This is a genomic window from Bradyrhizobium yuanmingense, from assembly GCF_025200905.1.
GTDB classification, from domain to species: domain Bacteria; phylum Pseudomonadota; class Alphaproteobacteria; order Rhizobiales; family Xanthobacteraceae; genus Bradyrhizobium; species Bradyrhizobium yuanmingense.
The window spans coordinates 5,171,059-5,183,891 of the sequence record NZ_CP104173.1 but is presented as its reverse complement, the minus strand read 5'-3'; the positions used below and the strand labels follow the sequence as shown (position 1 = coordinate 5,183,891).

The 12,833-nt window shown below is 64.1% G+C and carries 17 protein-coding genes; 8 read left to right on the top strand and 9 right to left on the bottom strand.

The window, feature by feature from the left end:
* Nucleotides 1–4 precede the first annotated feature (4 nt).
* Nucleotides 5–1,669: a methanol/ethanol family PQQ-dependent dehydrogenase gene (locus tag N2605_RS24565; protein ID WP_109142933.1), complete on the bottom strand. Its 1,665-nt coding sequence runs from the start codon at nucleotides 1,667–1,669 to the stop codon at nucleotides 5–7.
* 318 nt (nucleotides 1,670–1,987) lie between these two features.
* Here N2605_RS24565 and N2605_RS24560 point away from each other — a divergent pair, with 318 nt between their 5' ends.
* From N2605_RS24560 to N2605_RS24540, 5 genes are all read left to right on the top strand, one after another.
* Entirely contained in the window at nucleotides 1,988–2,380 is a 393-nt protein-coding gene (locus tag N2605_RS24560; protein ID WP_036007934.1) for a lanmodulin LanM, read from the top strand.
* The gene (locus N2605_RS24555) at nucleotides 2,377–2,862 is read left to right on the top strand and encodes a hypothetical protein (RefSeq protein WP_225127670.1); all 486 of its coding nucleotides are present in this window, start codon (nucleotides 2,377–2,379) and stop codon (nucleotides 2,860–2,862) included. The genes N2605_RS24560 and N2605_RS24555 overlap by 4 nt, the downstream gene beginning before the upstream one ends.
* 218 nt (nucleotides 2,863–3,080) lie before the next feature.
* Nucleotides 3,081–3,161, top strand: coding sequence for a pyrroloquinoline quinone precursor peptide PqqA (gene pqqA / locus N2605_RS24550; protein ID WP_008562446.1), 81 nt, complete (start codon nucleotides 3,081–3,083; stop codon nucleotides 3,159–3,161).
* A gap of 217 nt (nucleotides 3,162–3,378) precedes the next feature.
* Nucleotides 3,379–4,251 carry a hypothetical protein gene (locus N2605_RS24545; protein ID WP_260343373.1) on the top strand — a complete coding sequence of 291 codons (873 nt, stop codon included), beginning with the start codon at nucleotides 3,379–3,381 and terminating at the stop codon, nucleotides 4,249–4,251.
* Between the two features lie 223 nt (nucleotides 4,252–4,474).
* Nucleotides 4,475–4,684 carry a hypothetical protein gene (locus tag N2605_RS24540; RefSeq protein ID WP_036007926.1) on the top strand — a complete coding sequence of 70 codons (210 nt, stop codon included), beginning with the start codon at nucleotides 4,475–4,477 and terminating at the stop codon, nucleotides 4,682–4,684.
* A gap of 22 nt (nucleotides 4,685–4,706) precedes the next feature.
* On the opposite strand, the gene N2605_RS24535 is transcribed toward N2605_RS24540, so the two are convergent.
* Genes N2605_RS24535 through N2605_RS24515 form a run of 5 tightly spaced genes read right to left on the bottom strand, consistent with a single transcriptional unit; the run spans nucleotide 4,707 to nucleotide 8,368 of the window.
* The gene (locus tag N2605_RS24535) at nucleotides 4,707–5,054 is read right to left on the bottom strand and encodes a hypothetical protein (protein ID WP_085969007.1); all 348 of its coding nucleotides are present in this window, start codon (nucleotides 5,052–5,054) and stop codon (nucleotides 4,707–4,709) included.
* A gap of 25 nt (nucleotides 5,055–5,079) precedes the next feature.
* Entirely contained in the window at nucleotides 5,080–5,889 is an 810-nt protein-coding gene (locus N2605_RS24530) for a pentapeptide repeat-containing protein (RefSeq protein ID WP_036007988.1), read from the bottom strand.
* Between the two features lie 47 nt (nucleotides 5,890–5,936).
* The gene (locus N2605_RS24525) at nucleotides 5,937–6,665 is read right to left on the bottom strand and encodes an ABC transporter ATP-binding protein (RefSeq protein ID WP_128263283.1); all 729 of its coding nucleotides are present in this window, start codon (nucleotides 6,663–6,665) and stop codon (nucleotides 5,937–5,939) included.
* Nucleotides 6,655–7,392, bottom strand: a complete 738-nt coding sequence (locus tag N2605_RS24520; RefSeq protein WP_036042015.1) for an ABC transporter permease — start codon at nucleotides 7,390–7,392, stop codon at nucleotides 6,655–6,657. Before N2605_RS24520 ends, N2605_RS24525 begins: the two co-directional genes overlap by 11 nt.
* 1 nt (nucleotide 7,393) lies before the next feature.
* The gene (locus tag N2605_RS24515) at nucleotides 7,394–8,368 is read right to left on the bottom strand and encodes an ABC transporter substrate-binding protein (RefSeq protein WP_109142937.1); all 975 of its coding nucleotides are present in this window, start codon (nucleotides 8,366–8,368) and stop codon (nucleotides 7,394–7,396) included.
* An 87-nt stretch (nucleotides 8,369–8,455) separates the two neighbouring features.
* Between N2605_RS24515 and N2605_RS24510 the strand changes: the two genes are divergently transcribed.
* Nucleotides 8,456–8,815, top strand: coding sequence for a hypothetical protein (locus N2605_RS24510; protein WP_109142938.1), 360 nt, complete (start codon nucleotides 8,456–8,458; stop codon nucleotides 8,813–8,815).
* A 203-nt stretch (nucleotides 8,816–9,018) separates the two neighbouring features.
* On the opposite strand, the gene N2605_RS24505 is transcribed toward N2605_RS24510, so the two are convergent.
* Nucleotides 9,019–9,837 (bottom strand): quinoprotein dehydrogenase-associated SoxYZ-like carrier, encoded by an 819-nt coding sequence (locus N2605_RS24505; protein ID WP_225156477.1) that lies wholly within the window; start codon nucleotides 9,835–9,837, stop codon nucleotides 9,019–9,021.
* Between the two features lie 54 nt (nucleotides 9,838–9,891).
* Nucleotides 9,892–10,815 carry a quinoprotein relay system zinc metallohydrolase 2 gene (locus N2605_RS24500; protein WP_036029391.1) on the bottom strand — a complete coding sequence of 308 codons (924 nt, stop codon included), beginning with the start codon at nucleotides 10,813–10,815 and terminating at the stop codon, nucleotides 9,892–9,894.
* A gap of 126 nt (nucleotides 10,816–10,941) precedes the next feature.
* Here N2605_RS24500 and N2605_RS24495 point away from each other — a divergent pair, with 126 nt between their 5' ends.
* Both N2605_RS24495 and N2605_RS24490 read left to right on the top strand, forming a co-directional pair.
* Nucleotides 10,942–11,826 (top strand): substrate-binding domain-containing protein, encoded by an 885-nt coding sequence (locus tag N2605_RS24495; RefSeq protein WP_036029394.1) that lies wholly within the window; start codon nucleotides 10,942–10,944, stop codon nucleotides 11,824–11,826.
* Complete coding sequence (locus N2605_RS24490) at nucleotides 11,823–12,383, top strand: PQQ-dependent catabolism-associated CXXCW motif protein (RefSeq protein WP_036029396.1); 561 nt, start codon at nucleotides 11,823–11,825, stop codon at nucleotides 12,381–12,383. Before N2605_RS24495 ends, N2605_RS24490 begins: the two co-directional genes overlap by 4 nt.
* Nucleotides 12,384–12,414: 31 nt before the next feature.
* On the opposite strand, the gene N2605_RS24485 is transcribed toward N2605_RS24490, so the two are convergent.
* Nucleotides 12,415–12,717 (bottom strand): copper-binding protein, encoded by a 303-nt coding sequence (locus tag N2605_RS24485; protein ID WP_036007909.1) that lies wholly within the window; start codon nucleotides 12,715–12,717, stop codon nucleotides 12,415–12,417.
* Nucleotides 12,718–12,833: the final 116 nt, after the last annotated feature.

The window sequence follows — 12,833 nt, the reverse complement described above, 5'->3', positions numbered from 1 at the left end:
GTGTTTACTGCTTGACCGCAAAGACCCACAGCGAGCCGCCGGGCGGCACGTTGGCAAGCCGCTCGTCGCCGGAGAACAGCGAGTAGACGCCGCCATAGCCGCTCGTCACGGCGACATACTGTACGCCGTCCTGTTGCCAAGTCACCGGCTGTCCCTCGATGCCGGAGCCGGTCTGGAACTGCCAGAGCTTCTTGCCGGTGTCGGCGTCGAAGGCCTCGAACTCGCCGGTCAGCGCGCCAGAGAATACGACGCCTCCGGCCGTCGAGAGCACGCCGGAGAAGCGCGGAATGTCGCTCGGCGCTTCCCATTTCGATTTGCCGGTCATGGGATCGATAGCCTTGAGATGGCCGCGCGGCCCGTCGCCGTATTCCCAGAGGTCGGTCAGGTCCATGCCGAGGTACCATTCGCCCTGCTTGTAGGTGACGGGCTCGGTCTTGTACCTGCCGCCGAACGCGAGCGTGTTGGCATAGGCAAGGCCGGTCTGCGGATTGAACGACATCGGCTCCCAGTTCTTGCCGCCGAGGATCGAGGGATACACCGTCACCTTCTTGCCCTCGCGTGCGTCCTTCGAGATGTCGGTCTCGATCGGACGTCCGGTCTTCATGTCGATGCCGGTCGCCCAATTCACCTTCACGTAAGGATTAGCCGCGAGCAGCTTCCCGTTGGTGCGGTCGAGCACGTAGAAGAAGCCGTTGCGGTTGGCATTCATCAGCGTCTTGGTCGGCTTGCCCTCGATGTTCACGTCGGCGAGCACCATCTCGGCCACGGCGTCGTAGTCGAACGGATTGTTCGGCGAGAACTGGTAGTGCCACTTGATCTTGCCGGTCTTGGGATCCAGCGCCAGCACGGAGCAGGTGTAGAGATTGTCGCCGGGGCGCACCGCCGAGTTGAACGGACCGGGATTGCCGGTGCCCCAATACACCGTGTTCAGCTCGGCGTCATAAGAGCCCGTGATCCAGGTCGAGCCGCCGCCGAGCTTCCAGGTGTCGCCCTTCCAGGTGTCGCCGCCGGGCTCGTCCGGCGAGGGGATCGAGTGGGTTCGCCAGAGATGCTTGCCAGTCGCCGGATCCCAGCCGTCGATGAAGCCGCGGGTGCCGAATTCGGCGCCGGAAATGCCGGTGATGACGACGCCGTCGGCAACGAGCGGGGCCACCGTCATCGAATAGCCTTCCTTGATGTCGGCTGCCTTCTGCCGCCACAGCTCCTTGCCGTTCTTGGCGTCGATGGCAACCACGTGGGCATCGAGCGTCGTACGGAACAGCTTGCCCTCGTGAATCGCGACGCCGCGGTTGATGATGCCGCAGCAGACGATTCGCGGCGTCTCCGCCGGATATTCGATCTTGCTCTTCCAGATCTGCTTGCCGGTCTTGGCATCGACCGCCATCGTGGCATTGTGCGAGGTGACGTAGATGACGCCCTGATAGACGATTGGCTGTGATTCCTCGCTCCGATCGTCATTGAAGCTGTAATTCCAGATTGGGACGAGATTCTTGACCGTATCCTTGTTGATCTGCTTCAGCGTCGAGAAGCGCTGGAGATTGTAGCCCATTCCGTAATTGAGAACGTTCGATGTGTCGGTCGCACCCTTGACCAGCTGCTCGGTGGTTTGTGCATTTGCACAGGTTGACGCAAGCATGACGAGGCTCGCGGCCATCGCAAAGCGTTTCATCCGTTCCTCCCAAAATGCGCGCCTTTTGACGCTGCGGCTGCAACACTCCGTCGGAAACCAAAACGCGTCAATACGAAAGTCGTAACTGCCGTGCCGATATCGTCGGCGGTCACCTGACGGAAACCTGACAAAGGCAACTCCAACTTGTGCGCAGACGCTGAGAAATTCCGCGACGCGAAGCACTATTGGGAGCAGGGCAATGCATCTCTACCGGTTGTGGCGCGCGCAAGTTGCAGGTCCGGACTTGAACCGAGGGCCGCTTGCGGGTTTATCTCGGCTCTGCCCCATTGATCCGGGGGCTATGTCAGGGAGGTCTCGATGATTTCGGCTCGCTCGATTGCCCTTGCACTTGTGATTGCACTTTCGGCCGGTCCGGCGTGGTCGGCCTCCGGCAATGCGGTCAAGTTGTTCGACACCGACAATGACGGCACGCTCGATCTTGCCGAGGTGAAGAAGGTGGCCGCCGCCTCGTTCGCAAAGCTCGATCCCGATCGCGACGGCACGCTCGATGCGCGCGAATTGCGTGGACGGTTGAGCGCGAAAGAACTCGCCGCGGCAGACCCCGACCGCGACGGGACCCTCACCCTCGACGAATATCTGTCGGTGGTCGAGCAGCGTTTCAACGCAGCCAATCCCGACAAGGATGGAACGCTGGATGCGAAGGAGCTGAATTCGCGTGCCGGGCGCGCGCTCGTACGATTGCTCCGGTGAAGCGCCGCAAGCGGAACGGGCATGACGGGCGTAACGTTTGCGATCATTCCGGCCTGACGCTCGGGAACATCGGGCTGCTCGGCCTGTTTCTCCGCATGTCCTGCCGGCGCCGGGGCTGCGCTGCGGGAGAAAAGGAGATGCAAATGAATACGAAGCGTTCCCTTCTTGCTGCCTGCGCAATCCTGACGCTGAGCGCCGGGGTTGCGGTCGCCGGTCCCTGCAACACCGGCAGCGCCAGCACCGACAAGACAGACAAGGATGCCGGTTCTGGCCCTGTCACCGTGGGCTCCGCGCAATCGCACACGTCCGGTTCGGCGAGCGATAGCAGCCAGCATCCGCCGACCAGCACGATGAACCGGGCCAGCGGTGAATCGCCGGCGTCGTCCGAGGATGCGCAGCGGCAAATGCAGAGCGAGCCGACGGCGGCTCAGCGCGCCGCGGGCGCCAAGCCGAATGCCGAAATGGCCGACAAGGACTGCTGACGGCACCGTTGTCGATTGGACGCGCGGTGCATTGCACAAGGCGGTGTCTCGCTGGTCGTGTTTGACCAGGAGGGAACTTGCTTTGTCCGAGAGAGAAATTGCGGCCGCGAAGTATCGGCACAGACGTGACGGCAGTCGAATCGAGGCTTGAACTGCACTCGACGCAGCCCTAGGTTTTTCGCCGCGCGATGTCGCGCTCAATACCTTGGGAGACCCGAATGGCTTGGAAAGCTCCGAAGATCGTGGAAGTGCCGGTCGGCATGGAAATCAACATGTACGCCTGCGCCTCGCGCAAGTAAGACCGACGACCTGCCGCGGCTTCGATGGCAAACGCCGTCGGAGCCGTGGCAGTGTCGGATCTGCGCCTCGCCGTTGCGGATCGCGCGAAAGCCGCACGTGGAGGGGCTTCAATTCTTTCCCCGCAAAATTTCGACCGTGCTCTGCGGCAGTGTGTTACGCTGACGCCCGGTCAGCGCTGCTGCCGCATCACAGCGGCGCGCGCCTTTGGGGCACGGGATGGGCGGCAGAGCCTGCAAGTTCTGGACGGTGATCGTGTGCGCGATCGTGCTGGCGCCGGCGCGCAGCAGCGCCGCCGAGGCAGGTTTTGATACCGAGCACATCTTCGGCTTCATGATCGGCACCGATATCGGCAATGTCGGCGAGCGCGAATTCCAGACCCAGACGACGGGGCGCTTCGGCAGAGGCGGGGGCGCTTATCGCGCCCTTGAACATGAGCTCGAGATCGAGGTGGTGCCGCTGCCGAATTTTCGTGTCGAAGTCGGCGGCACCGCCAGCTTGCACCACATTACCGGCGTCCCTGACATCGACGACCGCCGCCAGTTCAACTTCCAGGGCATCTCGCTTGACCTGCGCTATCGCCTGCTCGACCGTGAGCGCGCACCATTCGGCTTCACGATTGCGGCCGAGCTCCACGGCGACCGCATCGACGAGACCAGCGGCGCGAAAGGGCGGATGTACGGCACCGAATTTACGCTCGCCTTCGATCGCGAACTCATTCCGAACTTCGCGATCGGCGCCCTCAACCTGATCTACCAGCCGGAATGGGCGCGCTTCGAGATTGGAGGGGCATCCGAGAAGAGCTCGACGATCGGGGCCGCGTTTGCCGGCCTGGTTCGCGTGCGGCCCAATGTGCTGCTTGGCGGCGAGATGCGCTACTTCCGGCAATATGAGGGCATCGGCCTTAGCGAGTTCTCAGGCCAGGCCCTGTTTGTCGGCCCCACCGCCTATTTCCAGCTCTCCGAGCGTTCCCGGCTCACCGCAAGCTGGAGCATGCAGGCCTGGGGGCGCCCGGCCGGCTCAGGCGGCAATCTCGACCTCGTCAATTTCGAGCGGCATCAGGCGCGATTGGTGTTTGGCGTGAACTTCTAGCGCGGAAGATCGTCTTGCCCGGGCTTCTCCCGGCTACGCTGCCGAAGCCGCTTCGGCGAGGCGACGGCCCGGGCATCCACGTTCTTTGTTCCACGAGGCAAGGCGTGGATGGCCGGGACAAGCCCGGCCATGACGAGGCTTCGGCGCTATGAAACTTCCCCCTCCTTCGCGCGTAGCTTCATGTGCTAATCTCTCCATCGCCCCCTTGCGAGAGGATCCCGGCATGAACCCGATTGACCTGGTGGTGACTGTGTGCGCGGTGCTCTCGCCTGCGACCTGCGAGGAGCGGCATCTGGTGTTCCACTATTCCGGGTCGCCGCGGCAATGCGCGATGGCCGCGCCGCCCTATATCGCGCAATGGGTCGGTGAGCATCCGAAGTGGCACGCGGTGAAGTGGCGCTGCGAATATCCGCACCCGAATGACAAGGCGTGAGCTGCCAGAATCGGTTCGAACGCTACTTAGTGCAGTCCTTCAGATCCTTGTCCGCAATCGAGAACACTGCATCCGCCTTGATCTCGATATCGCGGACGACGCACTGCCGTGCATTGGGGTAACTGACCCTGGCGTCGTAGCGGCCGGGCTCGACGCCGGTGATGCGCAACCGCTCGTCGTGGTCGACCTCCTTGTCCTTGTCATTCAGGCACTGGTTCGGACCCCAGTCGGTCTTGCCGGCGGGTGCGAGCTGGAAGCCGGAGATGGTCTCCGTCGTGAGATTCCAGAGCCTTATGCCCTTGCCCTTGGTCTGCGCGGCGGCTTCGCCGGCAAGCGTCAACAACGCGGTCAAAGCAAGAACCCCACGCATCAGCCAGTCCTCCCAAAGGGCGCCGTCATTCCCTGATCAGGCGCTCGCGGTTCTTTGCCTTGTCGAAATTCTTGGCGCGGTCAAGGCCGTTTGGTGCGATCAGCTTCGCCGAGACGAGATCGGCGCCGTCGAAATCGGCGTCGATGACGATGGCGCCGGTCAGATCGGCTCCGCCGAGTTGGGCGTTTTTCAGTGATGCGCCGCTCAGATCGGCGCCCCTGAGGACTGCGAATTCGAGGTCGACGCGCGACAAATCGGCGTTGCGCGCGTTCAGCCGTTCCAGCTTGGCGGATCTCAGCACCGCGCGCATCAGTCCCATCGACTGGTTGCGCATATCGGCGCCGAGATTCGCGTCCGCGATCGAGGCGCCGACCAGGCTTGCGCCGGTGAGGTCGGCAGCGATGCGCGCTCCTGACAGGTTCGCACCGTCGAGACGCGCGCGGGCCATTTGCGAGGCGAATAGATTGGCGCCCTTCAGGCTTGCGCCGGTAAGATCCGCATCCAGCAGCCACGCCTGATCGAGGATCGCACCGTCCAGCCGGGCGTCTCGAAGTATTGTCTTGTTGAGCCGCGCGGCGCGGAGAACCGTGTTGGACAGGTCCAGCCCCGAGAGATCGAGACCCGACAGGCGTTTGCCGGTGAAATCGGCAGGCTGCTTTGGGCTCGCTTTGGCCAACATGGCCTCGACCTCCGGCCTCGTCATTTCAGCCGAGACCATCGCGGGGGAGGTGAGGTCGACGCCACGCATCATGTCCTGCGCGCCCGCCGTCACCGCAACGAGTGCGAGGCTAAGCGCTGCAAGACCAAGCGTTGCGAAGGCGACTGTTCGTGTCATCATCAGCTCCGCCGCCCGCTAATCTAGCACGTCCGCCAGGCGACCGGCTATGAGGCATCTCGCTCAGTGCGGTCGCCTTGAGTTCGTTGCGCGAGGCCGGCCTTTATCGCTGCAATTTCGGCTTCGCCGCGTGTGTCGCGCGGGATGCCGATAGGCACCTCGGCCACGATCCGCGCTGGTCGCGGCGATAGGAAGAACAGCCGGTCGCCCAGGCGCACGGCATCGTCCAGGCTGTGTGTCACCAAAAGCGTCATCACCGGCCGGCTCGCGACGAGCGTTGCAATTTCATCGCGCAAGCGTCCGGCGAGAGCGTCATCGAGCGATGCCAGCGGTTCGTCGAGCACCAGAATATCCGGCTCGACGGCAAAGGCGCGGGCGAGCGCCACGCGCCGGGCCAAACCCAGCGAGAGCTCACCGGGATAGTGGTCGCGATGCGCTTCCAGCTCCAAAATCCTGAAGAGCTCGGCGAGCTTGGCATCAGCGACATCGGGCGCAGCCAGCCGTACATTCTGCTCGACCGAGCGCCACGGCAGCAGGCGCGGCTCCTGGAACACCATGCCGATCCGTGCCTCCGGCGGTCGCGCGACGTTGCCAGCAAAATCGTGGTCCAGTCCCAGAATGATGCGCAGCATCGTGCTCTTGCCGCAGCCGGAGGGGCCGATCAGCACGCCGACCTCGCCCGATTGCAGCGCGAACTTGACGGGCGCCAGAACCTCGTGCGTTCCGCCCGCGGCACTCCTGAAAGTCTTGCCCGTGATATCGACCTCAAGCCGCACGGGGCCGCCACCGGTTTGCGCGGGCTTCGAACGGCTGCACCAGCAAGGTTTCGATGACGAGCACGACGGCGGCGAAGGTGAGGGAATAGGCCAGCAGCCGCGGCGTGTCGAACAGCTGGAAGGCGACGCCGATCTCGAAGCCGACGCCGTTCGGCCGCCCCAGCAGCTCGGCGACGAGCACGATCTTCCACACCAGCGACAGGCCGGAGCGGGCCGAGGCCGCGATATAGGGCGCCAGTTGCGGCAGCACGACGTGGCGGAAGGCGCGCCAGCGCGGCATTGCGAACACGCTCGCCATCTCGTCGAGCGAACGGTCGAGCGCGCGCGTGCCCTCGCGCAAGGTGACGATGGCGGTCGGCAGCTTGTTGATGGCGATCGCTGCGATCGCGGCGGCCTCGGTGAGGCCAGCCCAGATATAGGCCAGCACGATCACGACCAATGCGGGCAGGTTGAGCAGCAGGATCAGCCAGGGATCACCGAGCCGGTCGGCGAGCTTCACCCGGCCCATCAAATAGCCGATGGCACTGCCGAGCGACATCGCGAGGGTGAAGGCGAGCGCGACGCGCGCCAGCGTGGCGCCGAGATGCAGGAACAGCGCGCCGCTTGATGCTTCCGCGATCATCACCTGAAGCACCGCCGGCGGGGAAGGCAGCTTTGCGCCGCCGACCACGAGCGCGGCAATCCACCAGATCGCGAGGAACAGAGCGAACGACAGCAGGCGCAGCACCTCAGTCTCCGGGGACTGCATGATAGAAGGTGCCGGGGTCGAGCTCGGCTGCGGGGCCGACGAGGTCGCGGCCGCCGATCTCGGCCAGCACGCGGTAGAGTACGCGCGCGTCCTTTTCCTCGTCATCGATGCTCCGGCGCGGAATGCCGTCGCGGTAGCGCTCGCGGTAGGTCCTGAGCAGGGCGGGATCCGTCGTGCCGGTGAGCGGCGCGACCTTGTCCCAGGCCGCATCCGAGGTCGCCAGCAACTCCTTGGCCTTGCGGGTCATCGCGATGAAGCGCGCGACGGCCTCCTTATGGCTCGCGGCCCAGCTCTCATCGAAGACATAGCCGACCGCGGCGACCGCGCCTTTGGCACCCAGCTTCGGCAAGATGTCCTCGATGCCGGTCAGGCGCCTGAAACCCTTGGCCTCGAGCTGGGCGCAGAAATTCCAGAAGTTGAGGCTCGCATCCATCTCGCCGTCCAGCGCCTTGGCGGCGATCAGCGGCGGGGCACCGTAGACGATGGTTGCTTCCGACTTGAGGTCGATGCCGTCCTGCTTCATCCGCGCCTGCAGCAGCAGCCAGCTCTTGTCGATCGCCCCGCCGGCGACCGCGAGCTTGCGGCCCTTGAGGTCGGCGAGCGTCTTGATCGGCGATGAGGCCGGCACCATCACGGCGCCGAGCGCGCTGGAATAGGGATAGAAGGTGAGCTTCGCACCGAGCGTGCGCTCGCGCGACACCCACAGCCAGTCCGACAGGATGATGTCGGCGCTGCCGGCGCGCATCGCGATCTTGCCGGCCTCGGTGCTCGCGAGCTCGGTGACCTCCAGCGCCAGGCCGGCCTCCTTGTCGAGGCCGGCGCTTCGGATCGCGGCCAGCTCCCACGAGAATGTTCCGGTCTTCTGCACCGCAAGGCGGATTGTGTCCGCAGCGCCGGCAGGTGCGGCTAGCGCCAGCACCGTTGCGAGCGCCCAAATTCGCGCCAAAACTGTCATCACCTTGTGAGCCGTTTCCTCTGACAGAGTGCTTTTCAGCACAATACGCATAGCATAGCCTTGGTCGCAACCAGCGGGAGGACGCGCATGGATCTGGCCGGACGGCTACGACCGATTGTCGCCGCATTGACGGCGCTCGCTGCCAGCGTATGCGTGGCACGGGCCGAAGAGGCCAATGATTATCCCACCGCGGCGCGCGCGGAATACGTCTATGGCTGCATGAAGGCCAACGGCGAGACGCGCTCCGCGATCGAGCAATGTTCCTGCTCCATCGACGTGGTCGCCTCGATCATACCCTACGAGCGCTATGTTACCGCCGAGACCGCGCTCAGCATGTCGCAAGTGCGCGGCGATCTCGGCGTGCAGTTTCGCACCTCGGAGCAGGCCAACTCGGCGGTGAATGACTTAAGGCGCGCGCAGGCGGAAGCCGAGGTGAGGTGTTTTTAGCTATCGCGGCACAGACGGTGCGATCTTCCTTCTCCCCTTGTGGGAGAAGGTGGCGCGAAGCGCCGGATGAGGGGTTCTATCGGCATATTCCAGCATGAGAGGCAGGTGGGCGCGGAAACATACCCCTCACCCGTCTCGCCGCTACGCGGCGATCCACCCTCTCCCGCAAGGGGAGAGGGGGCTTCAGCGAAAGTCTGACGAAACTAAGTCCCCGGCTTCTCCACCTCCCATTCATTGCGGAACACATGCCCGTCCGTATCCCGGGCCTCCGCACGAAAGCGCTTGGCGCCGTTGGAGAGATAGGTGAAGCGCAGGTTGGGATCTTCCGAGATCGAGATGCCGCCTTCCATCGACAGCACGGGGCTATCGTCCTGCGTCAATCTGAGCTGGTTGATGAAGAAGGCGGGGATATAGAGCTGCGTGACCTGGTCCATCTGCAGGCCGGAATTGTTGGGATGGCCGATCATGATCTGCGCTTCGCGCAACCGGCTTGCCGGACCTTCTTCACGGGCGAATTGCCGGTAGCGCATCTGGCCGAGCCGGTTCTTGGCTTCCTCCACGTTCTTTGCAGCCGGCGCCGAGCAGCCGCCAGAGGCCTTCACATAGACTTTCGAGACGTAGAGCTGGCCGTCGCTGAGCTCGGCGACCGCGTGCACGTCGGTGTAGTTGTTGACGCGCACACGGGTCGAGATTTCCGTGACATTGGCGTCCGGGCCGAGTTCGAACTTCGCGGCCATCGGCGCGGGATTGCGGTCGATCACCAGCGTGATCGAACGGATGCGTCTGCTGTCGCCGGGCGACAGCTTGCTGCGCAGCGTCACCGGCACGATGGCGGCATCCTCGGCGCGATAGGGCATCTCGATGCCGATGACCTCGGCGCCGTCGTTCATCGGCCGGTTGCTGAAGATGTCCTGCACCAGGCCCGGCCAGGGATCGGAGGCCTCGTCCGCCTGCGCCGGCACGGCAAAGGCGATGCCGAGGAGCAGGGCAATCAGGGGTAGGCGGCGTGTGCATGCCGTCATGGTCATGCTCCTCGGTTTAGGTGAAGCTGATCTTCTGCCAGCGTAGCGCGCCCGCTATTCCCATTCAATTTCCGAAAATGCTGCAGTTGCGTTGCGGGCGTTGTAGTCCTCGAACAGCTGCCAGTGCGGCCGCTCGTCCGCCGCCGCCTTGTCCGCAGCGGCGCGGATCGGCGCGCCCCTCTTGTTCAGGGCGCGGACGTCGGACAGCAGCGTTGACAGGTAACGTCGTTGATCGCTCAGCGCCGCTGGCCAGTCGCTCACAGGACCGTGACCGGGAACAACGCGCAGCGCCGGGATCGTCTCCAACTCTTTCAGCGTGGCGAGCCAGCCGCGAATGCTGCCGTCCATCACCGGAATGTGGCCGAGAAAGACGAGATCGCCGGCAAGCAGGGTGTTGGTGCTCTCGTCGAACACGGTCAGATCGTTGTCGCTGTGCCCGGCCGGCCAAGCGCGCAAGGTCAAGCGGCGCGAGCCCAGATCGAGCGTGAGCGTGTCCGTTACGAGCAGGGTCGGCGGTACGATCTTCACGGGATCGATCAGCTCGGGGCCCATGAGGCGCCTAAAATTGTCGAGATAGAAGGGCCCGCGGCTCGCCAGCGCCTGCGGCAGCTTGCTGTGGCCGACGAAGCTGGTTCCCTCCCCCATGAAGGCAGCATTGCCGAAGACATGGTCGGGATGGCCATGGGTGTTGATGACATAGCGGATCGGCTTTTGCGTGCGCGCTCGTACCGCCGCCAGCAGCGCCTCGCCTTCGCGCAGGCTGCCGCCAGTGTCGATCACGGCCACCGCGTCACCTCCGATGATGAAGCCGACATTGGCGATGCCGCCTTCGTTCTCGCGGCTCATCAGCGCGATGGCCCCGGAGTGTACGAAGATTCCCGGCGCGACTTCGCTCACAGGCAATTCGGCCGCCCCGGCGCGTGCTAGCGTGGCTGCTACCAGGGACAAGGCTGCGATCACGAGAGCGATGCGAGACACTTTTCCGCCTCAGTTCAAAGGATTGGCCTCATTGCACTGCAACAAAGCAAAGCCGGCAAAAGTTGGCACACGTGGCGCGTCATGCGTTGCATGGATAACATTCAAACAAAACGAGGAGGAAGCGCGATGACGCAGGCCGGACGACATCGTCGCTGGTGCTTTTTACTCTGGATCGTGATCGCATCGTGTGCCTATGGCGATCTCGCCATCGCGCAGACCAACGAGACCGGAGATCTCTCATTCGAGCTGGTCGACCCGAAGGTGCTGCGCGTCTGCGCCGACCCGCGCAACCTGCCGTTCTCGAACGAGAAGGGCGAGGGCTTCGAGAACAAGCTCGCCGAGTTTCTGGCGGACAAGCTGCAGAAGAAGCTGGACTACGTGTTCTTCCCGCAGGCCGCCGGCTTCGTGCGCATGACGCTGGGTGCGCATCGCTGCGACGTCATCATGGGCTACCCGCAGGGCGACGACCTCGTGCAGGGCACCAATCCCTACTACCGCACGACCTATGCACTGGTTGCGAAGACTGGCAGCGGGCTCGAGGACGTCGACACGCTGCAGGACGCACGCCTGAAAGGTAAGCATATCGGCATCGTCGCCGGCACGCCGCCGGCGACCAATATGGCGTTGGCAGGCCTGATGGGCGATGCAAAGCCCTATCAGCTGATGATCGACACGCGCTTCGACAATTCCGCGCAGGCGATGATCGACGACCTCGCTGCCGGCAAGATCGACGCCGGCGTGCTCTGGGGACCCATGGCCGGCTATTATGCGAAGAAAGCCGGCCCCTCGCTGCACGTCATGCCGCTGGTCAAGGAGACCACCGGGTCCAAGCTGGTCTATCGCATCGGCATGGGCGTGCGACCCGCCGACCAGAACTGGAAGCGGCAGCTCAACCGGGTGATCCAGGAGAACCAGGGCGAGATCAACAAGATCCTGCTCGATTTCGGCGTGCCGCTGCTGGACGAGAACAACCGGCCGCTCGGCGCGGAGACGGCCAAGAAGGCGCCATGAGCCGGCCGCTTGCCGCTGCGTTCGTCGTTGCCTTGCTCGTGGCCCCGGCGTCGGCGCAGCAGCAGGAGCCGTTCGAGCCCGAGGGATATCGTACCGACAATTATCGCGCGCCGGTGCCGGCGACGCTCGCTGGCGCGCGCGTGCTCACGACCGGCGAGGCGGAGGCGATCTGGCGTGCGAACAGCGGCACCTTCGTTGACGTGATGCCGCGCGCGCCGAAACCAAAGAACCTTCCTGTGAGCACGGTGTGGCGTGACGCGCCGCGCAGGAACATTCCGGGCAGCTTCTGGCTGCCGGACACCGGCTACGGCAACTTGCCGCCCGCCATGGACGATTATCTTCAGCGTGGCCTCGCGCGCGCCTCACGCGGCGACAAGGCCGCGCTGCTGGTGATCTATTGCCTCGCCGATTGCTGGATGTCCTGGAACGCGGCGAAGCGTGCACTCGCTTACGGCTATGCCAACATCGCCTGGTATCCTGACGGCACCGACGGCTGGGAGGGCGCGAAGCTGCCGACGGAAGAGGCGCAGCCGGAGCCGCGGCCGGAGCAACATTGATGCAAGCAGGAGAGATCAGGCGCCAGCGCCGTTACTTCTGCTTCTGCAGCTTCGTCAAGGTGCCCGTACCGTTGGTCTCGGTCGCAGAATAGCTCACCCTGTCGCCGGCATGGACGGCATCCAGCATCGCCGCATCCTTGGCCTTGTACTCCTGGAGCGCGCCGGCGCTGCCTGTGCTGGCGCCGACCGTGCCCTTCTGGGTCTGCTGGATCGAAATCGTGCCGTTGAGCCGATCGATCCGCGTGATCATCCCGGTCATGTCGTCAGCAAAGGCGCTGGTTGCGAGCATGCTGAGGACCGCAGCGCCCGCAAACATGATTCTTGTGGTTCCCATCGAGGCCTCCCGACGTCTTGAGTTCACGTCGACAAGCCATCATAAATCGATTTGGTTCCGGCACATAGCGCGGCGAAAGGTTAACGTTGCCGGAGCGATTGCGGGAACTTTTCGTG